The sequence below is a fragment of the Legionella fairfieldensis ATCC 49588 genome (genome assembly GCF_000621525.1).
GTDB lineage: Bacteria > Pseudomonadota > Gammaproteobacteria > Legionellales > Legionellaceae > Tatlockia > Tatlockia fairfieldensis.
Genome location: NZ_JHYC01000016.1, coordinates 18,385 through 44,623, shown reverse-complemented (window position 1 = coordinate 44,623; position 26,239 = coordinate 18,385). Strand labels below are relative to the sequence as shown.

The window sequence follows — 26,239 nt, the reverse complement described above, 5'->3', positions numbered from 1 at the left end:
TAACGTCTGGTAATAAGACACTTTGATGGGTGATGACCAATTTCCATCGGATTAATTCGCAAAATAATTTACATCCGGTATAATTATTATCTTGCTGATATCCGGAATAAATTATATGCAGGATAATCTGGTACAAATCACCAATCTCATGTTTAGCCGTGGCGCTCGCCGTATTTTTAATGGTATTAATATGGTGGTCAAGCGAGGGAAAATTACGGCAATTATGGGTCCCAGTGGCAGTGGAAAAACAACGTTATTACGCCTGATCGGCGCGCAACTACAACCGGAAACCGGTGAAGTGCTGGTTAACAATGTGAATATTCATCAGTTATCACGAAAAGCTTTATATGTAGCGCGGCGTAAGATGGGACTCCTTTTTCAAAGTTCTGCCTTGTTCACTCATTTATCCGTATTTGAAAACGTTGCCTTTCCTCTGCGAGAACATACTAATTTAAATGAGGCCATGCTGCGTGATATTGTATTGATGAAACTGGAAGCAGTGGGGCTTCGCGGGGCTGCACAGCTAATGCCTGATGAGCTTTCCGGCGGTATGGCAAGACGGGTGGCTTTGGCAAGAACTATTGCTCTTGATCCTGAGTTAATGATGTATGATGAGCCTTTTACAGGACAAGATCCTATTTCCATGGGGGTTCTGGTTCGTTTAATCAAGCGATTAAACCAGTTACTTAACACCACAACCATTATCGTTTCTCATGATGTTGAAGAAACCTGTTCCATTGCAGATTACGTTTATCTTATTGCGAATGGTCATATCATCGGACATGGCACACCTCTTGAATTAAAAGCATCAATGCAACCGCAGGTTAAACAGTTTATGCATGGGGAGGCTGATGGGGCGGTTCCTTTTCATTATCCGGCGCGTCCCTACACAGAGGAGTTGCTTGATGCTTAATACAATGGCACGCCTGGGGCGTAGCAGTATCAATTCTTTGCAGAATGTAGGAAATTCTGGTGTATTTTTACTGGGTGTTTTTTTCAGACGCCCTGATTTCATGCGACTTTGGCCGGCTTTACGAAGACAACTTTATTTCGTAGGTGTTTTGTCTTGCCTCATTATTATGGTATCAGCCTTGTTTGTTGGCATGGTAATTGGATTACAAGGTTATAATACCTTACAAAAATTCGGGGCAGGTAGTCAGTTAGGCCAGCTTTTAGCGTTAAGTATTGCGAGAGAATTAGGGCCTGTAATTAGTGCATTGCTTTTTGCGGGGCGTGCGGGTTCTGCTTTAACGGCCGAAATAGGACTCATGAAAGCGACAGAACAGTTGGCCAGCATGGATATGATGGGTGTAGACCCATTGGGGCGTATTATTTACCCGCGTTTTCTTGCCGGTATTATTAGCCTGCCTGCTCTCGCGCTGATTTTTTCTGCTGTTGCTATTTATGGGGGGTACTTCGTAGGGGTGCAATGGCTGGGTGTTGATGCCGGCAGTTTTTGGTCGAATATGCAGGCAGCGGTTAATTTTCGCGCTGATATTTTAAGCGGGATTATCAAGAGTGTGGTGTTTGCTTTTGTCGTAGCATGGATAGCTGTATTTCAAGGTTTCAGTTGTATTGCTACAGCGGAAGGTATCAGTCAGGCAACAACACGGACTGTCGTTTATTCGTCGTTAGCGGTGCTTGGACTGGATTTTCTTTTGACAGCAGTGATGATTGGAGGTTGGTAGATGAATAACAGGCAACGTTATGTGGATATAAGCGTAGGGCTTTTTATGTTGCTGGGTTTGCTTGCTTTACTCGTTTTAGTAATGAAAGTAAGCGGAATCACTACTTTTGCTTCAAGCAGAAATTATCATGTGACGGCAGAGTTCACGGATATAGGCGGTCTTAAAGTAAGAGCGCCGGTAACTGTAGCGGGAGTAAAAATTGGAGAGGTCACACGCATTGAATTACAGCCGGAACAATTAAATGCTAAAGTAACCATGTTGTTACGCAATGATAAGCCAATACCTTATGAAGATTCTTCAGCGCGTATATTAACAGAGGGTTTGATTGGTTCTAATTACATTAGTATTGTGCCCGGTTTTGAGGACGGAGCGGCAACCAATCATCCTTATTTGCGTGAAGGCGATGTGATTGCCAAGACACAAGAGGCTGTGATTCTTGAGAATTTAATTGGCCAACTTTTATTTAACATTAAAAAATAGGGTGAATGATGAATAAAATAAAAACAATAATTTTTCTAGCCACTATGTTGCTGACTCAATTATTGTGGGCGCAACCATCGCCTGTTCCCATGCTTGAAAGTACAGCGCATCAAATTATTACGACTCTTAAAGAAAATAAAGCTCATTTAAAATCAAATCGTAACATAATTTATCAGGCTGTTCAGCATTATTTATTGCCTAATGTGGATGTAAGTGGAATGTCGCGCTCAGTCCTTGGACGTCAGGCGTGGAATCAGGCATCTGCCAGTGAAAAGCAGCAGTTTTCTCAGGCTTTTACTCAATTGGTTATTCGTACTTATGCCTCTCCCCTGGCGGAATATACTGATGAAACCATCAAGTTTATGCCTGTCAGAGGATCTCTGGAAAGCAGATTCATTCGGGTAAACAGTATTATTGTTCGCTCCAATGGTAAAAATATTCCTTTGAATTATAGTCTGGTGTTTAATGGCGGAAAGTGGAAAATCTATGATTTAAGTGTAGAAGGGGTCAGTTTACTGCAAAGTTTCCGGTCGCAATTTGCCGAAGCTTTACGAGGTGCCAGCATGCAGGATTTAATAAAACAAATGAATCAGCATGGTAAAAAGGCAGCTTAAAGTGCAAAAATCTTCTTTTAAACTATCAAAGCAGATGACTTTTGAGACAGTTCAATCGGATTGTGAACGGTTATTGAGGTATTGTTCCAGTACTAAAGATAAAATATTGCATCTTGATTTAAGTGAAATAAATCATTGTGATAGTGCCGGTCTGGCTTTGTTGATTGAAGCCAAAAGGCTTTGCAGGGAGCGAAAAAAAATCTGCAAAATTATTGGTATATCAAAAAGTATCCAGGCTTTAGCTGAGTTTTGTGGCGTGAGTGAAATCCTGGAGATAAGTTAATGGTTGGGTATGTATGATTAGTAATGAAGAGTTAGAGCAACATCTTGTTGAGTCGGGGGAAGTGGAATTTGTTCAGGTAAAAGGAGATGGCTATCACTATCAGTTAACTATTGTTTCAGATATTTTTCTGGGCAAATCAAAGGTAGCGAGGCAACAATGGGTTTATGCGAAATTAAAAAATTTCATTACGACTGGCAGTCTCCATGCATTAAGTATGAAGACCTGGACAAAGGAAGAGTGGGAGAAGAATCATGGATAAGTTAATCATTAATGGTGGCAAGGTGCTCAATGGAGAAGTGGTCATATCAGGAGCAAAAAATGCGGCGTTACCTATTATGGCAGCAACACTATTGGCTACTGATAATGTAACGATTGCCAATGTTCCCCATCTTAAAGATGTAACCACCATGATGGAGCTTCTCGGGCAATTAGGCGCTCAATTGACGGTAGATGAAAAAATGAATGTCCAGGTGGACGCTTCTCATGTCAATGAGTTTGTTGCTCCTTATGAATTGGTTAAAACGATGCGTGCTTCTATTCTGGTATTAGGGCCGTTGCTGGCGAGGTTTGGTCAGGCGGATGTTTCTTTGCCAGGTGGTTGTGCAATTGGTACGCGCCCGGTTGATTTGCATTTGAAAGCGCTTAAAACAATGGGTGCAGATATTTCTGTAAAAAATGGCTTTATTAAAGCACGATGTAAAAAAGGCCGCCTCAAAGGTAAACCTTTGGTTTTTGATACCGTTACAGTAACGGGAACTGAAAATATATTGATGGCTGCTGTTCTTGCTGAAGGAAAAACAATTATTAAAAATGCGGCACGAGAGCCTGAAGTGGTGGATTTAGCCAATTTTCTGACTCAAATGGGCGCTAAAATATCTGGTGCGGGTACTCCCACTATTGAGGTGGAAGGTGTTGAATCATTGGCGGGAGGGAATTATGCCGTGATGCCCGATCGTATTGAAGCGGGTACTTACCTTACAGCCGGCGCTTTAACTCGCGGCAAAGTCACTGTACGACGGGTGAAACCGGATAACTTGTTATCCATGCTTTGCAAGTTTGAAGAGGCGGGTGCCGAGCTGGCTTTAGGCGAAGATTGGGTTACGTTAAATATGCATGGTTTGCGTCCGCAGGCCGTTAATATATCAACAGCGCCTTATCCGGCGTTTCCTACTGATATGCAAGCCCAGTTCATGGCTTTAAATACTATTGCGGATGGAAATTCCTCCGTTATTGAAAATATCTTTGAAAATCGTTTTATGCATGTTCAGGAACTGCAACGCATGGGAGCACAAATTCAACTCAATGGTAACACCGCTATGATTACAGGTGTCCCAAAACTGACAGGTGCACCCGTTATGGCGACGGATTTGCGGGCTTCAGCAAGTCTTATTCTGGCCGGCTTGGCTGCCGAAGGTGATACCATTATTGAGCGAGTCTATCATGTCGATCGAGGTTATGAGCGCATAGAAGAAAAACTCTCCATGTTAGGTGCCGATATTAAAAGGATTCCTGCACGGTGATCTTGCGAGATGAGCTGGCATCTTATCTGCACGACTTTCTGGCTTGTGCCAGTTTTGATGATTACGCACCTAATGGCGTGCAGGTTGAAGGCAGCCATTCTGTCAGCCGAATTTGTACAGCGGTAACTGCTTCTTTAGATGTGATTGAGCAAGCTGCCAATTTACAGGCCAATGCTTTATTGGTTCATCATGGCTATTTTTGGCGAGGTGAAGCACCTGTTATCGTGGGGATGAAGGCAAAACGTATTGCCAGGTTAATCCACTATAATATCTCTCTTTTTGCTTATCATTTACCTCTTGATTGCCATCTTGAATTGGGTAATAACGCCTGTTTTGCATTGTTTTTTGATTTAAACAATATTAAGACACATCCAATAGGCAAAACGATAAATTTATTGTGGACGGCTACCTTGGTAAAGCACCGAACGCCTGATGTGTTTGCTGCGGAAATAGAAAGAAAACTGGGTAGAAAGCCATTACATATTCAAGGTCACGATAAACCTATACAACGTTTAGCCTGGTGTAGTGGTGCCGCACAGGATTTTATTGTAGAGGCGCATGCTTTAGGGGCGGATGCTTATTTAAGTGGTGAAATATCTGAACGTACTTATTATCAGGCTAAAGAACTGGGTATTCATTATTATGCCTGTGGTCACCATGCTACAGAACGGCAAGGAATACAAGCACTGGGGAATCATTTGGCTGTTAAATATGATCTTGAACATTATTTTATTGATAGTTTTAACCCGGTTTAAATAATACGTTATGAGTGATTTTAGTGAACTTTTTTTTGCTTACGGCATACCATCAACGACAGGGAAAATTAAAACTTTACCTGAAGATTTCAAAGTGGATGAGATCCTGGGTTTTGAATTAACAGGTGAGGGAGAACACCTTTATTTGCGTATAGAAAAAGAAAATTTAAATACAGAAGAGCTGGTAAAGGCATTAGCCAGGGCTTTGAACAAGCCTGAAAAAACAATTTCTTATGCAGGATTAAAAGATAGACAGGCTCTTACCACACAGTGGCTTTCTGTGCATTGTCCAGGGGAAGAAATTGCCAGTTCAGGCCACTTGCAAGGTCAGGGATGGCGGGTCATTGAAAGTAAACGCCACCTGAAAAAATTAAAAAAAGGAGCGCTTGTTGCTAATGATTTTAACCTTGTTCTTCGCGAAATTAATGATAGACAGGATATTGAATATCGTCTTCGACAAATTAAGGAAACGGGTGTACCTAATTATTTTGGGTCTCAGCGTTTTGGTTATGAAGGGCAAAATCTTATCAGAGCAGAACAGGTTCTTTTAAAAGGCGCTAAAGTAAAAAATCGATTTTTACGGGGTATTTATTATTCTGCAGCCAGAGCATTTTTATTCAATCAAATTCTGTCTGAACGGGTTAAAGAAAAAAACTGGAACAGGGCTTTAACAGGCGAGGTGATACAGCTCGCAGGAACGAATAGTATTTTTTCGATTGAACAACCAGATCACCTCGTTCAAAAAAGAATAACTGATTTTGATGTGTCACCCGCTGCTCCTTTGTGGGGGCAAGGTGGAGAGCGAGCCACTAAGGAGGCTTTGGCTTTACAGGAAAAAATTTTGTCGTTCTATAAACCCTGGTGCAATGCGCTTGAACAGCATGGTTTGGAACGAAGTTATCGTCCTCTTGTATTGAACGTTGAGAATCTGGTGTGGAAGTGGTGCGAAGAACACTTAATTTTAACATTTAGATTAACATCTGGTAGTTATGCGACCAGCGTGATCAGAGAATTAATCGCTGTGGTTAATAATTTATAGTTAATAAAACAGCTTGGAAAATATAATTTAGAAATTTAATAATCTTCGTTAACCTATTGAAAAACTGATGATATAGTTAGAAACTTGATAGGCGTTCAAGGTTAAGCAATTAGTATGGCCAGTATTAAACAGTTTTTCCTGTTACTGCGATTTTCTCATTGGTCGAAGGCCGCTTTTGTTTTATTAGGCGTTTTTTATTCTGGTTTATTTAATTATCTGCCGAAAGCACTTCTGGCCGCTTTTTCTTTTTGTTTAATTGCCAGTGCTGTTTATATTTATAACGATTTACAAGACAGGGAAGAAGATAGGCTCCATCCAAGGAAATGTTATCGGCCTCTTGTGACAGGTGAAGTTTCTCTTGAGTTGGCGCTTGCCATGCTTGCTATCTTATTGATTGGGGGATTAAGCCTTGCCTGGTCTGTTTCAGCTACGCTTGCAGCATTACTGGGTCTTTATTTATTAATTAACCTCGCTTACAATCATTTGTTTAAAAATTTACCTGTTTTTGATGTGCTTTGTATAGCAAGCGGGTTTATGTTGCGTGTGTTGGCTGGTACTTTGGGTATAGGTTTACCCATTTCATGGTGGTTAACGGTAACAGCCACACTAATTAGTTTATTCATTGCATTATGCAAGCGGCGACTGGAAAAACAGCTTGATCTGCAACAAACAACGAGAGTGGTTCTTGCCAGATACTCCTCTCATTTGCTTGATAACTTGATAATTATTACTGCCATCTGTTGCTTTTCAGCTTACTTTTTATACACTATGTATGTACATAAACAATCTTTTTATTTTATATTAACGTTGCCTTTCGCTGCCATTGGTCTATGGCGTTTCGGATGGTTAACAACGCGTATCAGCGATAATGATGATCCTGTTGCTCTTTTTTTAAGCGATAATTTATCTCGTCTTAATTTACTGTGTTTTACAATTCTAACATTAATTGCTTTATTGAAATAATATTTCAGGAGAAACTGGTTTTATATTGTGAAAAATACAGCTTTTTGTCAAAGTTGATATGCTGGTTTTTTTTAGTTGAATCAGGAAAAAAGCCATTTTTCATGTTGGAATTATTACGATAGTTTCTAATATTGTTTTCAATTAATTGAGAAGCATTTTTTAAAGCCATCTCGGTTTCACTGGCTAGTTTGTCTTTATTTTTGGGTTTTTTATAATCATTAAGAAATTGAAGTAAACGGTTATTTACTGTAGTCATTATCTTTATTGTTAATGGTTTATTCTCTTCAATAAAGTCTTTTAAAGCAGGCTTAAGTAAATTTAAAATGTTCTTTTTAATGAATTCAAATTGAGAGGCATAAGCACTAATGGTTAACAATCCATATATAAAATCAAAGTGAGTATTTAATTTAATATTATAATGAATCGTTTCATAATCAAAGCCTACGCTTCGCAGTAAAGTAAAAAAGAAAGTATACTCCAGGAAATCCGAAATTTTTTTATCAATGACTCCTAAAAACCCCCCTAAAATTTGATTATTACGTTTAATTTCAAGTTCAGTTTTTAAATACTCATAATTATCATCGATTATTTTTTTTAATAGGGGAAATTGTTGTTCTCCCCCCGTTATAAAAGCGCGAAAAATTAAAATATTATAAATTGGCTCATTTTTCCAGTGAGAGGCTAATTTTTGGGCAATTCCAAAATTTGATTGGTATTTATCAAGCATGAACTCAGGATAAAATCCTATTTTATGCCATTCAGACAAATTTTTTACCATATCGATAAAGCAGACGATACCTAAGTCCGTGATTTGATTCGTTGATTGATTATGCTTTATTGAAAACAATAAATTAATTCGTTCCTCTCTATCAAATGCTTTGCAGAAACTCTTGGCTATCTCTTCGGGACTTCCTGGGCGTTGATATCCAAATTTATTGAAAATAGTCAGCTCGCCATCTATCAGCCACCAGGTTGATTTGGAAAACAAGCTTTCATTTGGTTTACCTTCAAAAGTTGGAATGTGTCTTAATAACTCTTGACGGGACAGGTTGACTAACCTGCGTAAAACAGCGCGAATCGTCTTGCCTTGTTTTGTTAAAAGATCAGCATGATAATTATCATGATCGCCACGGGAGGAGTCAGATATTTCAATTACACCATGAACATCTTGATTGGTGTTCGCTCCGGGATACACGGTAGCTTTGGGTCGGAAACCCAGCGCTACCGCACGCCCTACATCAGAGATTGTTACAATTCCGGCCATAGAATGGGTAGGAACAATGTCTTCCAGATGAAAATTTGAGAGACGGAGGATGTCACGAACAGTATGAGATACAATGATCTTGATTGTATCAGATCTCTCATAAAGAGTAGCTTTGAAGTCTCGCATTGTGGTAGCTACACGATCCTTATTTAATTCTTCTTTATGAAGTTGAACTCTGAAAAAACAATTTTCAGAAGGATATTTTTCACAAAACGCCTGAGTTAACAGTTTGAGATTAACGAGAATTGTTGGATTAAAATCCTGATACATAAACTCGGTTAAATTTGGAATTAAGAAAGTTCTGGCTTCCTGCGTAAATTCCCCTTTTTTGTCTAAAATAGCGTATGTTTCAGGCTGATAAGTAAAATCTGGATCATCATAAAGATTTTTTAGCGGTTTAGTTGAATGATATCTTTCCAGTAAGGTTTCAAATTCATTGTATTCAATTTTGCCATTTTCAAAAAGAGCCATGGCAGTTTGTATGAATAGTCGATCATTAAATATTTCATTATCCCAATCTTGATTTCGATAAGCATTTAATAATTTTTCTCGCTTATTACGATTTAGATTTTTGGCGATTGTTTTATTTCCATTTAAAAAAGTAGTTACGCTATCACTATGGTGAGAGTTTGGATTAATGGGTATTAATGTATCTTTCTCCATTTTTTTTAGTCTGTGAGATTCCATTCTGGAAATCACTTTTTTTAATATTTTCTTTTGCTTATCAGTGAGTAATTCTAAATTTATTGGTACCTGGTTAGTGATTGCTTCATAATATTTTTGCTTTTGGTTTTGTTGTTTTGCAGCGATTTTTTTATAGGTATCATTATTTTTTTCAATATAAGCATCACGGATGGAGCGAGCTTCTTCTATATTTTTAATTTCCACAAGAGGTTGCATTGGGTGTGTAACAATGGTTAAAGAAGTTTTATTTTATTGAAATGAGATTAAGAGAATATTAAATTACAGTCCATTTTTGCACAAAATAATATAAATTTTAACGAATAGCGATTCTTTTAGCTATCTTCCCGATGAAATTTATATCCTGGTTAAATGGAAATTGTAGTAGTATATGTTCCATTGGAAAAATTAACAGGATCCACTAAAGGATTTTTATTACAATGATGCAGAATATTAGTGCTTTTTTCCTGAAATTCTTTAAAAAATTACCCGTTATTACTTTTGATGCCGGAGCAGTTCCTGTTGCCTGGTATTGTGGTTATTGGTTACGTTTTAATATGCAACCTTTTCCAAGCCACCTTGTTACAATTTATTCGCTGTCTGCTTTTACTATTTTAGCAATCGTCCAGGTGACTTGTTATTATTACTTCCGGGTGTATCGCGGCCTTTGGCGTTTTTCATCGTTAAAAGATGTAACAAGAATTATTAAAGCAGTGTCAGGCGCGGTGCTTTTCACTATTCCCATACTTTATTTAACCTCTTTATTACAACATATTCCCCGTTCCGTCTTACCTTTGTACGCCATTATACTAATCACTTTTTTATGCAGCGGCAGATTATTAATGCGTTCAATTTGGGACAAGCGTAGCCGGGGAGGTAAACCTGGTGAAATCAAACGCGTATTAATTATTGGAGCAGGGCGTGCCGGGGAGAGTCTGGTGCGGGATTTGAAACGTATTCAGGCTTATCTGCCAGTAGGTCTGGTTGATGATAATGCAAGTAAAAGAGGCTTGGAAGTCCATGGCGTCGGCGTTTTGGGAACTACTGATGATTTACCTGAGCTGGTGAAGCGTTATCAGATTGATTTAATTTTTATTGCTATCCCTTCAGCGCGCTCCGCTTTAATGCGCCATCTTGTTGCGCTTTGTGAAAGTTGTAATGTTCCCTTTCGCACTTTACCGGGTATTTCGGCGTTAGCTGCCGGGCGCGTTGAAGTCAATGCACTGAGAGATGTGAATATTGAAGATTTGTTAGGGCGGGATCAAGTCCATTTACAATGGGATAAAATTGCTCTGGCTATTCAAAACAAACGAGTAGTAGTCACGGGCGGTGGGGGGTCTATTGGTTCAGAACTCTGTCGCCAGATTGTTGCTTTGAAGCCTGATAAACTGCTTATTATTGATAATTCGGAATTCAATTTATATAAAATTGAGCATGAGTTGCGAGCTAAATTTCCTCAAGTATCTCTTGAATTAGGTTTAATTTCCATAACAGATAGCGTTGCGGTGGATTTTGTCTTTCATCGGTTTAATCCGCAAATTGTATTTCATGCTGCAGCTTATAAACATGTTCCTCTGCTTGAAAATCGAGTGCGTGAGGCAATCCAGAATAATGTCTTGGGTACCCAGATTATTGCTGAAGCAAGTGTAGTAGTGGGTGCAGAAAAATTTATTTTAATTTCTACTGACAAAGCAGTTAATCCAACGAATGTGATGGGAACGACAAAACGTGTTGCAGAAATCTATTGTCAAAATCTGAATGGCCGGGTGAAAACTCAGTTTATTACAGTACGTTTTGGCAATGTACTTGGCTCCGCCGGAAGCGTGGTGCCTTTATTTCAAAAACAGTTGCAGGCCGGTGGCCCACTTACGGTTACTCACCCTGATATTGAACGTTATTTCATGACCATACCAGAATCTTGTCAGCTTATTTTACAGGCAATGGTCAATGGTCAGGGCGGAGAGATTTTTGTATTGGACATGGGCGAGCCTGTTAAAATTCGTTATCTTGCCGAGCAAATGATCCGGTTGGCTGGCAAGGAACCTGGTAAAGATATTTCTATAGAGTACATTGGTCTAAGACCGGGTGAAAAACTATTTGAGGAGCTTTTTCACGATTCAGAACAATTAGTACCTACTGAGCATGAAAAATTATTTAAAGCACGATTCCGTCAATTGGATTGGAAGGAGTTAACCCAAATAATTCATTTATTAAATACCGCTTGTACTCTTCATCATGATAAAGAGCTTTATATTTTATTAAAGCAATTAGTGCCAGAATTTAACTCCTTTGTACCCGACAAACAATTCAAAGAGTACCAAATTGCCGCCGAAAGTCGGCATCCATAAGGATCTTAATAAGACATTGTTATTGGTGCATGAAGAACGAGAGGAAGCACTAGTGTTAAAGATCGTAGGTGTTCGAAGTATATCACGTCAATGTCTTTCCAGCGCTTGCGCGGGAAAGACGAGTCATGGAACAAAGTCTGGAAGAGAAAATTTGCATATCCCGTGAACACTTACTAACGCTCCGCAAGGCATGACTGGCGCTTTCTTCAGGGAGGCTTGCTTATAGCAAAGTGCGAAGGGTTACAAACTCAATAAAAGAAGTTTATGTGTTAAGGACATTTTAAATTACTTGCGATCAGGAAAAATATCTTTGAATTGTAAACTTTTGTTTATCTCCATTGTGGCGCCTTTGTATTTGGTAAATCCAACAAATTTGTAGATTAGAATAGGTATTGTAAAACTTATTAAGCCTATAATAAATGCGAGTCCGTAAACCGGGTTTTTGTTGAATGCAAGAAAAATCAGGCAAATAATCATAAGACTGATCGCTGCAAGGCCAGTATAGGGTGATCCCGGTGTTCTATAACTTAAGTCATCGGTTGTATAACCCGCTTTATATAAACGTTTTCTAAAGTTAATTTGCGCCCAGCAAAGAGAAATCCAGGCAATTGCTCCGGTAAAGCCCGATACAAGCAACAAGGCAATGTATAGCATGGACTGTCCAAAAAAATAACTTGCAGCAAGAAGTATCCAAATAGAGATCAGCGTCACTATACCTGCGTTTTTTGGCACGGCGTTATGATTAAGTTTACCTAATCTATGAGGTGCCATTCCATTACGAGCGAGCGCATTTAATGAGCGAACGATACCGTACACGCCTGAGTTTGAACAGGATAAAGTAGCTGTAAGTGTAACAAAACTGGTAACGGTGCCTGCCCAATGCAAGCCATAAAAGTTTAACGCATCAGCAAAAACCGAATTGGCAAGCCCGGCCTTTTGCCAGGGAAAAATTAATACCAGACAAAATACCGGAATGATATAGATGAAAAGAATTCTAAAAGTGACAGTACGAATAGCCCGGGGAATTATACGAGCCGGGTTTATTGATTCACCTGCAGCAAGTCCAATAATTTCCGATCCTTGATAATTCACAAGAAGAAGAACCATTGCTGTTAATAAAGCCATTTTTCCATTAGGGAATAATCCACCCTGGTCAAAAATGAAACGACCGCCAATGATACCCGCCGGTTGTTCCCCATGAATCAGGCCAAAAAAGATAAACACGGAAAGAACAACAAATCCCATTAATGCAAGAATTTTAATGATAGCAAGCCAGAATTCAATCTCGCCAAAAGTTCCCACTTTGGCAATATTGATATAGGTAATCAATAAACCAAAACCTACAGCCCAGATATAACCATTAATACCTGTAAAATGCTGCATAATAATCCCCCCGGCAATGCATTCTGCAGGAATGTAGGCAACCCAGCTAATCCAGTAAGACCATCCCACACCACAAGCGATTACAGGCGAAATAAAATCTGCAGTATAGGTAATAAATGAACCCGAGATAGGAATGGCAACTGCTAATTCTCCCATGCATAACATGGTTAAATAAATAATTAATCCCCCTAGCAGGTAAGCAATGAAAACTGCTGGACCAACGTCATTGATTACAGCGCCAGTTCCCAAAAAATAACCCGAGCCAATAATGCCGCCTAAAGCAATGAGCTGCACGTGTCTATCTTTCAAGCCGCGTCTGTAGTCACCATCGTTAATTGGTACATTATGTTTTTCTGTATGGTTTATCACTAATTGTTTAATCTCTAATTAAGATAAAGGCTGACAAATTGTAGAGTAATTTTATAATTTATCTATACTTAATTTCTGAAATATTGCACATTACACCAGTTAATGTAAAAAAGTGCTTATTTGTCCAAATGTACCAGATTAACAACGTAGAGGATGTAAAGTAATTCCTGGTGCTCCCATGGGAATTGGAGCGTTGGCGGAGAGAGAGGGATTCGAACCCTCGATACGTTGCCGTATACACACTTTCCAGGCGTGCGCCTTCGACCGCTCGGCCATCTCTCCAAACGAGGGAGAATATACCTATATGTTCAAAAAATCAATCCTGCTCTTATTATCAAAGCGTGCAAAATTGAAATGGACGTTTATAATTAAAGCATATACTACGAGTCATAATGGATTTCACATGATTTTAAGACGGCTTATTTTTCTTTTTTGCGCATCAGTCACTGTTTCTGGATGGGCTTTTCCTTGCTACATTACATTAGCGAAAGATAGTTGCTGGACCAATTATGAGGTTACTGTTGAAGTGATGGATGCAAATAGTAACGAACTTGTAGTGACAGCGATTGTGCCTAAAGGTAAATCCTGGGTCAGGGAGCCATTTGTTTGTCAACCAGGACAAAAATTAATGTATCAGGCATCTTTCAAACCTGTTTTTTGGCAAAGAGAGGAGGGAAAAACCTATATGGCCTTGCGTTATTGGTTATTACCTACTGAAATAAGTACGAAAGATACCGCCTGGGAGCTTCCTGTCTGTTATGCGGCTGCTTTTGCAGGCATTCCTTTCCCCCCTGACGCTACTGGAAATTGTCAGTGCGATTTTACCTCAATTCCTCCTGTTAAACCGCAATAATGAACGGATGGCTTTATCGAAAAATTTTTTTAAAAGCAGGTAATATTTCAGGTGGGTTTACAGATTCTTGAAACTAACCAATAGGGCGTTATAATCACGATTGACTATAATTCATTGAACTGATAAATAATCTCTAATACAATCAACTACCAGTAATCCTTCACGGCTTAATAATGTTACGGACGACAAGTTTAATGTTATCGCTTTTTTTATTGGCAACACCCTGTTTTTCCGGTTTTTATGTCGGGGTAAGCGGAGGACCCGAAGGTGCGAGCTTTAGTCAAAAGGCGCATGTGACGCGAGCGACTATTTTTGCAACAGGTAATTTTAATGTGGTCGATAAACAGCATTTTTCAGGTACTGGGGGTTTTGGTTCTTTATTCGCCGGTTATAGTCTCTATTACAATCGACTTTATCTGGCCGGTGAAATCAATGGCAATTTTAGTACGGTGGAATATCGTTTAGTTAACGATGAATATACTCATCTGCATTTTTCAAAAACCTCATTTACTGTCAAAAGTAGCGAAGGAGCAGGGCTATTACCGGGTTATTTCCTTGCAGATTCAACTCTAATTTATGGCCGAATAGGTTATGCTAATGGACGAATAAACATTGATGATTCTGATCCAACCATTCACAGTATGCGTAAAAATCGCAGTGGGATTCGTTATGGTGGGGGTATTCGATACGATTTAACACCCCAATTTACTTTTATGATGGATTATAGCCAAATTAATTACGGTAGTTTAAAAAGCCATGTTTATGAACCGGTGGGAATGGTTTATAAATCCACTAAAATTACCCCCAATACAGCACAAGTGGCTTTTGGTTTAATGTATAATTTTGATGTACCTGCAAGAATTGTTGATAAATAGGTTGAGATTAAAAATTGATGACTTTAAGACAGAAAATCGGCCAAATGCTTGTTATGGGATTTTCAGGAACTTTAATTGATGAGCATCATTCATTAACCAATTGGTTAAGAGGCGATGGTCTTGGTGGTGTGCTGTTATTTGATTATGATTTGGTTAAAAATTGTCACGGCAAAAATCTGGTTAATCAACGGCAAATTAAACAACTGACTGGTCAGCTTCATTATTATGCAGATTTATCCAGTGAAAAAAGCGATTTACCCCTTTTTATTGCCCTTGATTATGAAGGTGGGGCGGTCGATAGATTAAGCCAAATTGATGGATGTATGAAAACCATTAAACCTTGTGAATTGGCTATTCTTTCTGAAACATCTTTGGAAGCGGAGCTTGAAAAAATGGCAGAAACGTTCAAGTCGCTTGGTTTTAATCTTAATTTTGCACCTGTTGTGGATCTTAACTTAAATGAAAAGCAGGGGATTATTGGACGATTGGGGCGGAGTTTTTCACCAGATGCCCGTCATACGGCCCACGTGGCGAAACGGTTTGTTGAAATATTTGCAGCGCAAGGGATTACCTGTTCTTACAAACATTTTCCAGGCCATGGCAGTGCTATTGGTGATACGCATCATGGATTTGTAGACGTTACCGAAACGTTTAATACGAGCGAGCTTGAACCTTATTCAATACTTTTAAGGAATAAAAATCTGCCAGCTATGATTATGACTGCTCATGTGATTAATCGTAAGTTAGATCCTGACGGTCTACCAGCGACGTTATCTTATCGCATACTGACGGGGTTATTACGACACAAATTAGGTTTTGAGGGTGTAATTATTAGTGATGATCTACAAATGCAAGCAATCGCTAACCATTACTCCCTGGAAGACGCGTTAAGTCTAACCATCAATGCCGGGGCAAATATGTTGATTTTTGCTAACCAATTAGGTGAAATTACAGCGCCAGAAGTTATTGATACGATAGAGCAATTGATTCATGCTCGGCGAATTGATGAAAGCCTTGTTGAGCAATCTTATCAACGGATTTCCCGTTTAAAACAAGCGCAATTGGTTTTATCATGAACCGAACATTAATAATTCCTTGACGTAACCGGAGGATATGTTAAAATGTATTCTCTTTGTATAAGAATTTACCAGATTAAATTATGAAAAATTCTGCTTCACATCATTTCTTTATTCGTTCTACGCGTCTGTTATTCACTTCCCTGATTTTTCATTGTTGTTGCTAATACTCTTTTCTCTTTCATTTGCTGAATTTTCATTGATTTATTTATAAGGTATTTTCTATGTGCGCCCAACATAATCGCCGTAAAACAACGTTGTTTACTACCCCTTTTTTATATACCCTCATGATTTTTCTTGGTGTTTTAAGTGGTTATTCTGATATTTTTGTATTAAAAACACTGGGCTTATTTATTTCTGAGGTGTTTATCAGAATGTTCAAATGCATTAGTCTGCCAATTATCGCTTTATCAATAATCGTAACTTTGTCTAATTACCGGGCAGATGGGGGGATGCGTATTATTTGGCGGCGGGCAATGTGTTATACATTTGGTACAACCTTGGTTGCTGCTGCCATTAGTTGTTTCTTGTATCTGTTAATTCATCCAGGTATGGTGGCTATGATAAAGCCGAGTAATATAGTAGCTCAAACCAATCAATCCGGTTATTTTCAGTATGTTGCCAATCTTATTCCTGCCACTATTTTTACCCCTTTTATAGAACATCAGGTTATGGGGGTTCTATTAATGGGGATAATTATTGGTATTGCAATTCGTTTTATTCCTGAACAGGAAGCACGGCAGACTATTGTACAGTTTTTTCGCGGGGCACACGGTTTGTTTATGGTAATAACCCATTGGGTAATCGCAATTATTCCTTTAGGATTATATGGTTTTATTACTACCACCGTGGTGCAATTGCGTGAAGGAATAGCTATTAAAGGAATTGGGGAGTATTTGCTAATAATTGTCCTCGCCAATCTCATTCAAGGATTGATCATTTTACCCTTATGGTTGAAATCACAAGGGATCAAACCATTTATTGCCTTCAAAGGCATGCTTCCGGCTTTGTCAGTCGCGTTCTTTTCAAAATCTTCAGTGGGTACTTTACCCGTTACAATGGAAACAGTAGAAAAGAATCTTCACGTTAAACCTGAAATTAGCCGCTTTGTCTTGCCTCTTTGCACTAGTCTTAATATGAATGGTTGCGCTGCTTTTATTTTTACTACGGTAATTTATCTCATGCAGAATCATGGTATTGAGGTATCCTTAGCGACGATGATGTTATGGGTAGTGATTGCTACCATTGCGGCAATTGGTAATGCTGGTGTCCCGATGGGCTGTTTTTTCCTAAGCGCCAGTTTATTGGCAAGTATGAATGTGCCTATCACGTTACTCGGTATTATCTTACCTTTTTATAGTTTGATTGATATGCTTGAAACCGCTTTAAACGTCTGGTCTGATTCTTGTGTAGCAAAAGTAGTGGATGAAAAAGTAAAACAAGATAACGCTCTGGTTGTACCAGAACAGGTTGCAGTATGCGAGAGCGAACTATAGTTACTAACTGGGTAGAGGAGAGGGACATGCTTGCCTCTACCATAGAGTCGGAAAAGACATTGACATTATATACTCTTAATTACATATTGCTCTTGATTCGCATGTAAGTTGACGCTATTAGGTGATCTATTGTGGCCTATCAGAAACACAGGCTACTTTCTGTATAAGTAACTGCTCACTTATTGAATAATAAAGTTTACTTAATGTTTGCAAGTCATTTAAAGAAACACATTCATTAACTTGATGAATTGTAGTGTTTATAGGGCCTAACTCAATCACTTCTACACCATAAGGTGCAATAAATCGACCATCAGAGGTTCCGCCACTGGTTGATAATTCAGGGTGTTGATCGGTTATTGTTTTTATAGCTTTTAAACAGGCTTCCAGTAAATGCCCTTGAGAGGTTAAAAAAGGTTCACCGTTTAATTGCCATTCAATGACAGGCTGCAAGTCATGCCGTTTAAAACAGGTCATGACGGCAGTTTTTAAAATATCGGCTGTTTGTTCTGTGCAAAAGCGGAAATTAAAATGCATGGTTAACTCCCCCGGAATAATGTTATTTGCTTGTCCTCCGGCATGAATATGGGTGATTTGCAAGGATGTAGGAGGAAAATGCTGATTACCTTGATCCCATTGAGTGATTATTAATTCCGTTAATGCGGGGCTTATAGTATGAACAGGATTTTCTGCCAAATGAGGATAAGCGACATGGCCTTGTTTTCCTTGTAAGGTCAATTTGCCAGTTAATGAGCCGCGGCGGCCAATTTTTATGACATCGCCCAGTCGTTGACTACTGGATGGTTCACCAACGATACAAAAATCAGGGTGAATGCCTTGCCGATGAAGCTCTGCCATCACATAAGGAGTACCTAGTGCAAAGTCGTCACCTTCTTCACCACTGGTGATAAGAAAACCCAGGCTTCCCTGGAAATTTGGATAATCGCGTGCAAAATTTGCGGCCATGAGCATCATGGCTGCAAGACTGCCTTTCATATCGGCACAGCCTCGACCATAGAGCATCCCTGCTTTTTCTTCCAGAACAAAAGGATCGGTTTCCCATCGATTATAATCTCCGGCAGGTACCACATCACTGTGGCCTGCAAATACCAGCAGAGGTGTTTTATCACCCAAACGGGCAAAAAAATTGGAAACCGGAGGATTATTAAAACGCTGGCAATCAAATCCACACTGTTTAAAAAAATCAATCATGTATTCCTGACAGCCGGCATCATACGGTGTAACTGATGCAAAGCTCACTAATTTTGCAAGGATGTTTTTAATGTCGATCATTATTTTACATCGCGTAATAATTCATTGATGCTCACTTTAGCGCGTGTTTTTTCATCCACCTGTTTTACAATGACTGCACAATACAAACTATGGGTACCGTCGTCACTTGGAAGAGAGCCTGCAACAACGACAGAACCTGCTGGTATACGTCCATAACTGATGGTCCCTGTCAAGCGATTATAAATTTTAGTACTTTGCCCCAGAAAAACCCCCATGGATAATACAGAATCACGTTCAACAATCACGCCCTCAACAACTTCCGATCTGGCACCAATAAAACAGTTGTCTTCTATAATAGTCGGACTAGCCTGAAGAGGTTCCAAAACACCGCCAATACCAACGCCTCCCGAGAGGTGAACATTTTTTCCTATTTGAGCACAAGAACCCACGGTGGCCCAGGTATCAACCATCACCCCTTCATCCACATAGGCCCCTACATTAACGTAAGAAGGCATGAGAATAGTGTTCTTGCCAACAAAAGCGCCGCGGCGAATTATGGCATGCGGAACGACACGAACCCCGGTTTTACTGAACTCTTCTGCGCTATAATTGGCAAATTTAAGAGGGACTTTGTCATAAAACCGACAAAACCCGGCATCCATAGTTTGATTGGGATTTAATCGAAAAGAAAGGAGTACTGCTTTTTTTATCCATTGATGAACAACCCATTCACCATTCATTTTTTCGGCGACACGGTAAGTGCCCTGATCCAAACCGGACATAACTTCTTCGACTGCGGTAAGCAGATCTTTGGGGGCTATTTCTGGTGTTAAATGTTGTCGTTGTTCAAAACCATGATCAATAATTGTTTGTAATGAATTCATAATATTTTTTGTGGCAGCAAAGTTACTCTAGTATACCCATTCCTATGAAGAGACAATAGGAAAAGTTACCTCTCAAAGCAGAATAGGTAAAAAAATTGTAAACTACACTCAGGTATCCCATTCTATGCGATTAGTGGATTCTTGTAATGCTGTAAATAAATCTTGCCCAATTGATAGGAGGCATAATCAGTCAGATGTCCAGGATCTCGAAACACAGGAATTCCATTAATATCTGCTGAGCAATGACCTTTCGGGCATTGGACTTTCTTGGGATCAATAATAATTAATTGGGAATATTTATTTTTCATTCTTGAAAATAAATCATTAATCCACTGACTTTCATCAGCTTCTAAATTGAAGCTACACTGCGCAGAGTCGTATTTCTGGTGGCGCTTTATATGAGTATAAAAACATTCATAAATATTGTCATTCGCGAAAGCAGTTGCTTTTAATAACACCGGCCTTGCTCCTGAAGCGATAATAATTTGCAAAGCCTTATCCAAGGCTTTTTCAATTCGTTTTTGAGTTAATTCAATAGAACGTTCATCATTGCGATGATTAATAATTTTATCAACTAAATAACCTTTCCAATGTTGCCCTAAAATGACGAAATCATAATGATTTGTTTTAATCATCTTGTAATAACGTTTGGTTTGTTCATAACACTCTCGATAAATATCATTTTTAGCGTACCAGTCGTATTGGGCTATTCCTGGCAAGGCAAGGCAGGCAGTGGTTGAATGAGCAAGAATTGACAGATTTGCCTGTCGGGCCAAGGTATCCATAAATCCCCAGGAATGATTTGAAAAAGAATCCCCTATCATAAAGCCGGTTTTACTATTTGGATTTTTTTGTCCAAGAAGGCAATCGCTATCTACTTCTATAATTTTCTGTTGGAGACATACTGATCTTTTTTTATTGTTATACAAAGCTAATTGATTGCTGATAGTCACTAATTCTTGAAAGCGTTGCGGCAGACCTTCATATTTTTTGACATAATGCACACTGAGATTAATGATTAAAGCAGGGAGCATCAATAAACAAACGAATGTATACCCTAAATTGACTTTGCCAAGTTTGCGGGCAGGTTTTTCAATACAACGCCAGGAAAGATAAGATAAAATAAAAATAAAACAGAATGTTATTAATAAAACCCAATTCGTTTCTTTAATATTTTCATAGCGAATAAAAGCCAGAAGAGGCCAATGCCAAATATATAAAGAATAAGAAAGTAAACCGATGAAGACCAAAGGTTTAATAGCAAGCAGGCGAGTTAACACAGATTGAGGATAATGCTCTCCGATGGCAATGATTAAGGCTGTAGCAATACACAAAATAAGAGCATACCAATTAGGGAAACCCTGATTAATGTCACTACGAGTAGCTATATAAAATAAAGCCATAAACGCAAAAAGGCTTATTAAATTAATAAATTGTTTATTAAGAGAAAAGCGATAATTGCCGAGTGCAACACAAGAGCCAATTAAAAATTCAAAAATACGACATGAAAGTTGATAATAACTTTTTGCTGGATCATGAGAAGAAAAATATAAAGCAATTCCAAACGTAATCAGTGTAAGTAAACCGGTAATTTTGCCAAGATAAGGTCGGCCAAAGAGACGATGAAGTCCATAAATAGCAAGCGGCAGGAGCAAATAGCATTGCCACTCAATAGAGAGAGACCATGTATGTAATAAAGCTAACTGATTGCTGGCAGGAGAAAAGTAGTCAGTTACTAATCGCCCAAAAAAAACATTCGAGGAAAAAAGAATGGTTTTACGAGCGCTGCGACCATATTGGATCAAATCATGAGGTAAATAGTAAATTAAGCTGAGACATGTAGTAACAAAAATCAGACAGATAAATACAGGTTGTAACCGCCATAATCTGCGATTATAAAAATCTATAAAAGAAAACTGCTCGTTTTGTAAAGAATTATAAATAATCCCTGTAATTAAAAATCCTGAAATAACAAAAAAAATATCAACACCAATAAAACCGGAAGGAAAGAATTTTAAACCACCATGAAAAAATAAAACAAACAGTATGGCAATTGCCCTTAGTCCATCAATATGAGGGCGATATTTAGTCATGCTTGAGTCCCTTTAAGCAAAAAACCTGTTATAACATAATTCTTTATTTTTTTAAGAGTTTTTTTAAATTGAATGAGTTATCCTGTTTCTTTCGATGAATATTGAGAGATAGTGGAGAGCAGATATAATTGATGATTTGCGCTCTGGTGGGGTTTGGAAGATGCGTTTACTTATTACAGGTGCAGCGGGATTTATTGGCTTTCATTTGGCTAAATTTCGTTTGGAGCGGGGTGATTTGGTTATTGGTGTTGATAATCTGAATGACTATTATGAAGTCAGCTTAAAACATGCCCGACTTAAACAGTTAGATGCATATCCCAATTTTCAGTTTTATGAAGCGGATATCACTGATGCCAGTAAGATAAACGATATTTTCAATAAGCATCAACCTCAACGAGTGGTCAATCTGGCTGCCCAGGCAGGAGTTCGTTATTCGTTAACTCATCCCCATGCTTACACGCAAGCTAATATAGTGGGTTTTACCACCATTATCGAAGCCTGTCGCCATCATCAGATTGAGCATCTGATTTATGCTTCAACGAGCTCTGTTTATGGTGCCAACAACACACAACCTTATCAGGAAAGTCAGGGAACAAATCATCCTTTGACTATTTATGCAGCGACTAAAAAGGCTAATGAATTAATCGCTCACTCCTATTCGCATTTGTATCAGTTACCTACTACAGGTTTGCGATTTTTTACAGTCTACGGCCCATGGGGTAGGCCCGACATGGCTTTTTTCTCGTTTACACGCGATATTCTTGCGGGTAATCCGATTAAAGTTTATAACCATGGAAAAATGCAACGCGATTTTACCTATATTGATGATATTATTGTTGGTCTTTCTTTAGTAATCGACAATCAGGCCCAGGCTAGTCCGGATTGGTCCGGTTATGATCCTGATCCGGCAAGTAGTAATGCCCCTTATAAAATTTATAATATAGGTTGTGGTGATCCCGTTAATTTACTGGATTATATTGACGCGATAGAGCGGGCCACAGGTAAAAAGGCGATTAAAGAGTTTTTCCCTGTTCAGGCCGGAGATGTGTTATCAACTCATGCTGACACGCAACAAATACAGGATGATTTAGGATATCGGCCTAAAATTCACTTTCAAGAGGGAGTGTCTCGCTTTGTTGAATGGTATTTGCATTATTATCAACAAAGCGGTTTATCTGCTTAAGCTTTCAGATGAGCCATTAAATTATCTTTTTCATGCCAATTATTATTAAGCCAGGTTCTGAACTCTGCCTGTATTTGATCATCTTCAGCGAGAGAAGGATTGGTAAATTGTGGGGGAATAGGTAAATGGCGGATATGAATTTTGATGGTTTCCATGCGTCGGCATAGAAAATCCCATAGTGAATATTGCTGATCGGGATAAATAATGGTGACATCAAGCAGACTATTAAACTGTTGACCCATTGCGCTGATAACAAAACTGATACCGCCAGCTTTTGGTTTTAGTAAATGTTGATAAGGTGATTTCTGTTCTCTATTTTTCTGAGGACTATAGCGGGTACCTTCCACAAAATTTATTATTGCTGCGGGCATGTGTTGAAATAATTTAATTGCTTTGCGTGTTGCCTGTAAATCCTTGCCTTTTTTATGCGGTTTTTTAGCGAGATAGGCTTTGGAATAGCGCTTCATAAAAGGACAACCCATTGCCCACCAGGAAAATCCTAAAAGGGGAATCCATTTCAGTGAATCTTTAATAAAAAACTTTAAAGCAGGTATTTTACGATTAAAAAGATGTTGTAAGACAATGACATCGAGCCAGCTTTGGTGATTGGCAACGACCAGATACCAGTTTTTGCGGTCCAGATTATCAAGACCGGTTATTTCCCATTTTGCCAGTTTGTTGCGTGTAATGTAGCGATTATTATTATCATTCCAAATTGTTGCTATGATATCAACCAGCCTGGTGCAAAATGTTTTCCAACGTAAATTAGGAATTAATTTTAACAATCCTATGAAAAGAATAGGAACAAAACAGAGAATAGTTTTGGCAGTTAATACAATCAAAGCAGCAACACCGTATAATTGTCCTCCTGTTTTTTTATTTGGATGCATGAGTACTCCTTCTTAGTCAAGTGCGTAATTTAAGTCGGCAATCAGATCATCAATGTGTTCAATGCCAACGGAAAGTCGAATAAAACCGTCTACTATTCCTAATGTTTTACGGGTTTCTGAGGGAATAGAAGCATGTGTCATTATAGCAGGGTGTTCAATAAGACTTTCTACCCCGCCTAAACTTTCTGCAAGAGTGAATAATTCACAACGGGATAAAAAACGTTTGGCGCTACTCAGGTCGCCGTTGAGAACCATGGAAATCATACCACCAAAATCACGCATTTGATTTTTTGCCAGTTTATGTTGAGGGTGGCTGATAAGTCCTGGATAGACAACTTTGCTGATTTTAGGATGTTTTTCTAACCAATGTGCCAGATTGGTTGCATTTTCACAGTGGCGTTGCATGCGTAAGGATAAGGTTTTCAAACTGCGCAGTAAAAGAAAACTGTCAAAAGGACCGGCAATTCCTCCACATGAGTTATGTAAAAAAGCTATTTTTTCAGTTAATTCAGGATTATTTCCTACCACGACGACGCCACTTACTACGTCCGAATGCCCATTTAAATATTTAGTCGCTGAATGCAAAACAATATCAAAACCTGATTCAATCGGGCGTTGAATCCAGGGGGTCGCAAAGGTATTATCTGCAACAGTAAGTAAATTATACTGTTTACCCAAATCAGCAATTTTTTGTAAATGGGCCAGTTTTAACATGGGATTTGATGGTGTTTCCACCCAGATCATTCGAGTTGTGGGGCGAATGGCTGCCTCGATATCAAGAGGATTGGCCATATCGACAAAGGAAAAAGATAAATTTGAAGTTCTGGTTTTAACTTTGTCAAACAAGCGAAACGTCCCCCCATACAAATCGTCCGTGGCAATGACATGATCGCCTGCGTCAAGGATATCAATCACGCTATTAATCGCCGCCATCCCTGAAGCGAACGCAAAACCACGTTGGCCGGATTCAAGGCTTGCAATACAATTTTCATAAGCTGTGCGAGTGGGGTTATGTGTGCGAGAATATTCGTAACCCTGATGGACGCCCGGTTCTTTCTGGCGGTAGGTCGATGTTGCGTAAATAGGCGTCATGACAGCCCCTGTTGCTGGATCACACTGTTGTCCTGCATGAATCGATCGAGTATCAAAATGTTTCTGATCCACACTATTTCCTTCTATCTAATGGATATTTTGCTGAGTATTTTCTGTCAATTTGATGATTTTTGTAAAGTGTTAGATCATTATTTGTGAGATGAAGTTCGCCAACGTGCTGAATAGTCATAAGGTTTAACAAGGGAAGTCGGCTTTGAATGGATGGTTTAATCAGGTATCTTTGTTGATTTTAAAAGGAATATTAAAATTACCGCTTACCCGCCTGCCACTGTATTGAAGGGCTTCGGAGTTGGAGCCAAAATCGCTCAGCATAGGATTAACGGAACCGGAATACGACTTGTCTCGCTCGCGAATTTTATCTCTTAAACGAGTGTATAAACCTTTTTTACGAAGAATTTCAAATTGCTCATGCAAATTAAAAATTAAGGCAGGATAAGAAAATGCTCTGGCTTTTCTGGAGCTATTATTATGCAAGCCTACAATAAAGAAAGCAGCGCCTCCCAAACTAAAACTAAACTCAGGGCGAGTGGTATCAGAACTTACATGAGCATCCCAGGAAAATCGTTTACTATCTAAATTATGTAAGTTTTGCAACCTCTGCCATAATAATGATTCAAATTCAATTTCCTGTAAATTAAGAGGACCTTTAAAAATGATGCTTAAGGTCTGATAAACAGTTTTCTTTTTTTTCCATCGAGCTATAAATTGATAGACTTCTTTTAGAATGAGCAAATCGTCCTTTGCGAAGCGCATGTCCTCTCCAATAATTATTTTGAGGCACTTTTTCTTTATTGCTGCTTTAGCTCCAATACAGGGAAAATCAGATTCTGAAATAAATTTTATAAATTGTTTTTTATATTTTTCCATAATTAAATATCATTTTTAACTAAATGCCCTATTTAATTTTAGACCAAAACTAATAAAACTGATTCATCAGATTTTAGCTGCAAGACATAATGATTGCTTTATATACAATATGATTTTTTTTAACTTGTTTATTTTATTGATAAATTTACGGCTAATTAAAAGTGCCAACTTGGCGGCAATTTGGTACGCGTTGAATTTTTTGTCCGGTACAAAGTAAAATTCACAGAACTTGTCGTGCTGATAATTATAAATCAGGAAAATTTTAATAGAATAAGAACAAAAATAGGGTATT

24 protein-coding genes and 1 tRNA gene are annotated in these 26,239 nt (G+C 38.7%); 16 read left to right on the top strand and 9 right to left on the bottom strand.

What is annotated here, in order from left to right; all coding sequences use genetic code 11:
• Nucleotides 1-115: 115 nt before the first annotated feature.
• The 10 genes from T345_RS0105570 (at nucleotide 116) to T345_RS0105525 (ending at nucleotide 7,342) form a co-directional block, all read left to right on the top strand.
• Nucleotides 116-913 (top strand): ATP-binding cassette domain-containing protein, encoded by a 798-nt coding sequence (locus tag T345_RS0105570; RefSeq protein WP_028388474.1) that lies wholly within the window; start codon nucleotides 116-118, stop codon nucleotides 911-913.
• Entirely contained in the window at nucleotides 906-1,688 is a 783-nt protein-coding gene (gene mlaE / locus T345_RS0105565) for a lipid asymmetry maintenance ABC transporter permease subunit MlaE (RefSeq protein ID WP_028388473.1), read from the top strand. The genes T345_RS0105570 and mlaE overlap by 8 nt, the downstream gene beginning before the upstream one ends.
• Complete coding sequence (mlaD, locus tag T345_RS0105560; RefSeq protein ID WP_035918249.1) at nucleotides 1,689-2,168, top strand: outer membrane lipid asymmetry maintenance protein MlaD; 480 nt, start codon at nucleotides 1,689-1,691, stop codon at nucleotides 2,166-2,168.
• A gap of 8 nt (nucleotides 2,169-2,176) precedes the next feature.
• Nucleotides 2,177-2,782: an MlaC/ttg2D family ABC transporter substrate-binding protein gene (locus T345_RS0105555; RefSeq protein ID WP_028388471.1), complete on the top strand. Its 606-nt coding sequence runs from the start codon at nucleotides 2,177-2,179 to the stop codon at nucleotides 2,780-2,782.
• The gene (locus T345_RS0105550; protein ID WP_051555152.1) at nucleotides 2,763-3,065 is read left to right on the top strand and encodes an STAS domain-containing protein; all 303 of its coding nucleotides are present in this window, start codon (nucleotides 2,763-2,765) and stop codon (nucleotides 3,063-3,065) included. The genes T345_RS0105555 and T345_RS0105550 overlap by 20 nt, the downstream gene beginning before the upstream one ends.
• Before the next feature lie 13 nt (nucleotides 3,066-3,078).
• Complete coding sequence (locus T345_RS0105545) at nucleotides 3,079-3,324, top strand: BolA family protein (RefSeq protein ID WP_028388469.1); 246 nt, start codon at nucleotides 3,079-3,081, stop codon at nucleotides 3,322-3,324.
• Nucleotides 3,317-4,585: a UDP-N-acetylglucosamine 1-carboxyvinyltransferase gene (gene murA, locus T345_RS0105540; protein ID WP_028388468.1), complete on the top strand. Its 1,269-nt coding sequence runs from the start codon at nucleotides 3,317-3,319 to the stop codon at nucleotides 4,583-4,585. Before T345_RS0105545 ends, murA begins: the two co-directional genes overlap by 8 nt.
• Entirely contained in the window at nucleotides 4,582-5,340 is a 759-nt protein-coding gene (locus T345_RS0105535) for a Nif3-like dinuclear metal center hexameric protein (protein WP_028388467.1), read from the top strand. The genes murA and T345_RS0105535 overlap by 4 nt, the downstream gene beginning before the upstream one ends.
• A gap of 10 nt (nucleotides 5,341-5,350) precedes the next feature.
• Nucleotides 5,351-6,379, top strand: a complete 1,029-nt coding sequence (truD, locus tag T345_RS0105530; RefSeq protein WP_028388466.1) for a tRNA pseudouridine(13) synthase TruD — start codon at nucleotides 5,351-5,353, stop codon at nucleotides 6,377-6,379.
• A gap of 114 nt (nucleotides 6,380-6,493) precedes the next feature.
• The gene (locus T345_RS0105525; protein WP_051555151.1) at nucleotides 6,494-7,342 is read left to right on the top strand and encodes a decaprenyl-phosphate phosphoribosyltransferase; all 849 of its coding nucleotides are present in this window, start codon (nucleotides 6,494-6,496) and stop codon (nucleotides 7,340-7,342) included.
• A 4-nt stretch (nucleotides 7,343-7,346) separates the two neighbouring features.
• On the opposite strand, the gene T345_RS0105520 is transcribed toward T345_RS0105525, so the two are convergent.
• Entirely contained in the window at nucleotides 7,347-9,506 is a 2,160-nt protein-coding gene (locus tag T345_RS0105520) for a hypothetical protein (protein ID WP_028388464.1), read from the bottom strand.
• Nucleotides 9,507-9,727: 221 nt separating this feature from the next.
• On the opposite strand from T345_RS0105520, the gene T345_RS13670 reads away from it, so the two are divergent.
• Complete coding sequence (locus tag T345_RS13670) at nucleotides 9,728-11,635, top strand: nucleoside-diphosphate sugar epimerase/dehydratase (protein WP_051555150.1); 1,908 nt, start codon at nucleotides 9,728-9,730, stop codon at nucleotides 11,633-11,635.
• 285 nt (nucleotides 11,636-11,920) lie between these two features.
• Here the strand turns inward: T345_RS13670 and T345_RS0105510 are convergent, their stop codons facing one another.
• On the bottom strand, nucleotides 11,921-13,387 hold the full coding sequence (locus T345_RS0105510) for an amino acid permease (protein ID WP_028388463.1): 1,467 nt from the start codon (nucleotides 13,385-13,387) through the stop codon (nucleotides 11,921-11,923).
• Nucleotides 13,388-13,581: 194 nt separating this feature from the next.
• Nucleotides 13,582-13,669, bottom strand: a tRNA-Ser gene (locus T345_RS0105505).
• A 121-nt stretch (nucleotides 13,670-13,790) separates the two neighbouring features.
• Here T345_RS0105505 and T345_RS0105500 point away from each other — a divergent pair.
• The 4 genes from T345_RS0105500 (at nucleotide 13,791) to T345_RS0105485 (ending at nucleotide 17,687) form a co-directional block, all read left to right on the top strand.
• Nucleotides 13,791-14,240 (top strand): hypothetical protein, encoded by a 450-nt coding sequence (locus T345_RS0105500; protein WP_028388462.1) that lies wholly within the window; start codon nucleotides 13,791-13,793, stop codon nucleotides 14,238-14,240.
• Nucleotides 14,241-14,413: 173 nt separating this feature from the next.
• Nucleotides 14,414-15,115 carry an outer membrane protein gene (locus tag T345_RS0105495; protein WP_028388461.1) on the top strand — a complete coding sequence of 234 codons (702 nt, stop codon included), beginning with the start codon at nucleotides 14,414-14,416 and terminating at the stop codon, nucleotides 15,113-15,115.
• A gap of 14 nt (nucleotides 15,116-15,129) precedes the next feature.
• Entirely contained in the window at nucleotides 15,130-16,191 is a 1,062-nt protein-coding gene (locus T345_RS0105490) for a glycoside hydrolase family 3 protein (protein ID WP_028388460.1), read from the top strand.
• A gap of 224 nt (nucleotides 16,192-16,415) precedes the next feature.
• Nucleotides 16,416-17,687, top strand: coding sequence for a dicarboxylate/amino acid:cation symporter (locus T345_RS0105485; protein ID WP_028388459.1), 1,272 nt, complete (start codon nucleotides 16,416-16,418; stop codon nucleotides 17,685-17,687).
• Between the two features lie 126 nt (nucleotides 17,688-17,813).
• On the opposite strand, the gene dapE is transcribed toward T345_RS0105485, so the two are convergent.
• From dapE to T345_RS0105470, 3 genes are all read right to left on the bottom strand, one after another.
• On the bottom strand, nucleotides 17,814-18,977 hold the full coding sequence (gene dapE, locus T345_RS0105480; protein WP_028388458.1) for a succinyl-diaminopimelate desuccinylase: 1,164 nt from the start codon (nucleotides 18,975-18,977) through the stop codon (nucleotides 17,814-17,816).
• A complete protein-coding gene (gene dapD / locus T345_RS0105475) occupies nucleotides 18,977-19,801 on the bottom strand; it encodes a 2,3,4,5-tetrahydropyridine-2,6-dicarboxylate N-succinyltransferase (RefSeq protein ID WP_028388457.1) in 825 nt (274 codons plus the stop codon). The genes dapE and dapD overlap by 1 nt, the downstream gene beginning before the upstream one ends.
• 122 nt (nucleotides 19,802-19,923) lie before the next feature.
• Nucleotides 19,924-21,894 (bottom strand): acyltransferase family protein, encoded by a 1,971-nt coding sequence (locus tag T345_RS0105470; RefSeq protein WP_028388456.1) that lies wholly within the window; start codon nucleotides 21,892-21,894, stop codon nucleotides 19,924-19,926.
• Between the two features lie 160 nt (nucleotides 21,895-22,054).
• On the opposite strand from T345_RS0105470, the gene T345_RS0105465 reads away from it, so the two are divergent.
• The gene (locus T345_RS0105465) at nucleotides 22,055-23,077 is read left to right on the top strand and encodes an NAD-dependent epimerase (protein WP_028388455.1); all 1,023 of its coding nucleotides are present in this window, start codon (nucleotides 22,055-22,057) and stop codon (nucleotides 23,075-23,077) included.
• Here the strand turns inward: T345_RS0105465 and T345_RS0105460 are convergent.
• From T345_RS0105460 to gntA, 3 genes are all read right to left on the bottom strand, one after another.
• Nucleotides 23,074-23,967: a 1-acylglycerol-3-phosphate O-acyltransferase, YihG family gene (locus T345_RS0105460; protein ID WP_028388454.1), complete on the bottom strand. Its 894-nt coding sequence runs from the start codon at nucleotides 23,965-23,967 to the stop codon at nucleotides 23,074-23,076. The two genes, T345_RS0105465 and T345_RS0105460, sit on opposite strands and share 4 nt — an antisense overlap.
• Nucleotides 23,968-23,979: 12 nt before the next feature.
• On the bottom strand, nucleotides 23,980-25,131 hold the full coding sequence (locus T345_RS0105455; RefSeq protein ID WP_028388453.1) for a trans-sulfuration enzyme family protein: 1,152 nt from the start codon (nucleotides 25,129-25,131) through the stop codon (nucleotides 23,980-23,982).
• Nucleotides 25,132-25,290: 159 nt separating this feature from the next.
• Nucleotides 25,291-25,947 (bottom strand): guanitoxin biosynthesis heme-dependent pre-guanitoxin N-hydroxylase GntA, encoded by a 657-nt coding sequence (gene gntA / locus T345_RS0105450; RefSeq protein WP_035918244.1) that lies wholly within the window; start codon nucleotides 25,945-25,947, stop codon nucleotides 25,291-25,293.
• Nucleotides 25,948-26,239 lie beyond the last annotated feature (292 nt).

Excerpts from the sequence above, each read along its gene's own strand:
- T345_RS0105570 (WP_028388474.1), top strand. The coding sequence starts at position 116 with ATGCAGGATAATCTGGTACAAATCACCAATCTCATGTTTAGCCGTGGC.
- mlaE (WP_028388473.1), top strand. The coding sequence starts at position 906 with ATGCTTAATACAATGGCACGCCTGGGGCGTAGCAGTATCAATTCTTTG.
- mlaD (WP_035918249.1), top strand. The coding sequence starts at position 1,689 with ATGAATAACAGGCAACGTTATGTGGATATAAGCGTAGGGCTTTTTATG.
- T345_RS0105555 (WP_028388471.1), top strand. The coding sequence starts at position 2,177 with ATGAATAAAATAAAAACAATAATTTTTCTAGCCACTATGTTGCTGACT.
- T345_RS0105550 (WP_051555152.1), top strand. The coding sequence starts at position 2,763 with ATGGTAAAAAGGCAGCTTAAAGTGCAAAAATCTTCTTTTAAACTATCA.
- T345_RS0105545 (WP_028388469.1), top strand. The coding sequence starts at position 3,079 with ATGATTAGTAATGAAGAGTTAGAGCAACATCTTGTTGAGTCGGGGGAA.
- murA (WP_028388468.1), top strand. The coding sequence starts at position 3,317 with ATGGATAAGTTAATCATTAATGGTGGCAAGGTGCTCAATGGAGAAGTG.
- truD (WP_028388466.1), top strand. The coding sequence starts at position 5,351 with ATGAGTGATTTTAGTGAACTTTTTTTTGCTTACGGCATACCATCAACG.
- T345_RS0105525 (WP_051555151.1), top strand. The coding sequence starts at position 6,494 with ATGGCCAGTATTAAACAGTTTTTCCTGTTACTGCGATTTTCTCATTGG.
- T345_RS0105520 (WP_028388464.1), bottom strand. The coding sequence starts at position 9,506 with ATGCAACCTCTTGTGGAAATTAAAAATATAGAAGAAGCTCGCTCCATC.
- T345_RS13670 (WP_051555150.1), top strand. The coding sequence starts at position 9,728 with ATGATGCAGAATATTAGTGCTTTTTTCCTGAAATTCTTTAAAAAATTA.
- T345_RS0105500 (WP_028388462.1), top strand. The coding sequence starts at position 13,791 with ATGATTTTAAGACGGCTTATTTTTCTTTTTTGCGCATCAGTCACTGTT.
- T345_RS0105495 (WP_028388461.1), top strand. The coding sequence starts at position 14,414 with ATGTTACGGACGACAAGTTTAATGTTATCGCTTTTTTTATTGGCAACA.
- T345_RS0105485 (WP_028388459.1), top strand. The coding sequence starts at position 16,416 with ATGTGCGCCCAACATAATCGCCGTAAAACAACGTTGTTTACTACCCCT.
- dapE (WP_028388458.1), bottom strand. The coding sequence starts at position 18,977 with ATGATCGACATTAAAAACATCCTTGCAAAATTAGTGAGCTTTGCATCA.
- dapD (WP_028388457.1), bottom strand. The coding sequence starts at position 19,801 with ATGAATTCATTACAAACAATTATTGATCATGGTTTTGAACAACGACAA.
- T345_RS0105470 (WP_028388456.1), bottom strand. The coding sequence starts at position 21,894 with ATGACTAAATATCGCCCTCATATTGATGGACTAAGGGCAATTGCCATA.
- T345_RS0105465 (WP_028388455.1), top strand. The coding sequence starts at position 22,055 with ATGCGTTTACTTATTACAGGTGCAGCGGGATTTATTGGCTTTCATTTG.
- T345_RS0105460 (WP_028388454.1), bottom strand. The coding sequence starts at position 23,967 with ATGCATCCAAATAAAAAAACAGGAGGACAATTATACGGTGTTGCTGCT.
- gntA (WP_035918244.1), bottom strand. The coding sequence starts at position 25,947 with ATGGAAAAATATAAAAAACAATTTATAAAATTTATTTCAGAATCTGAT.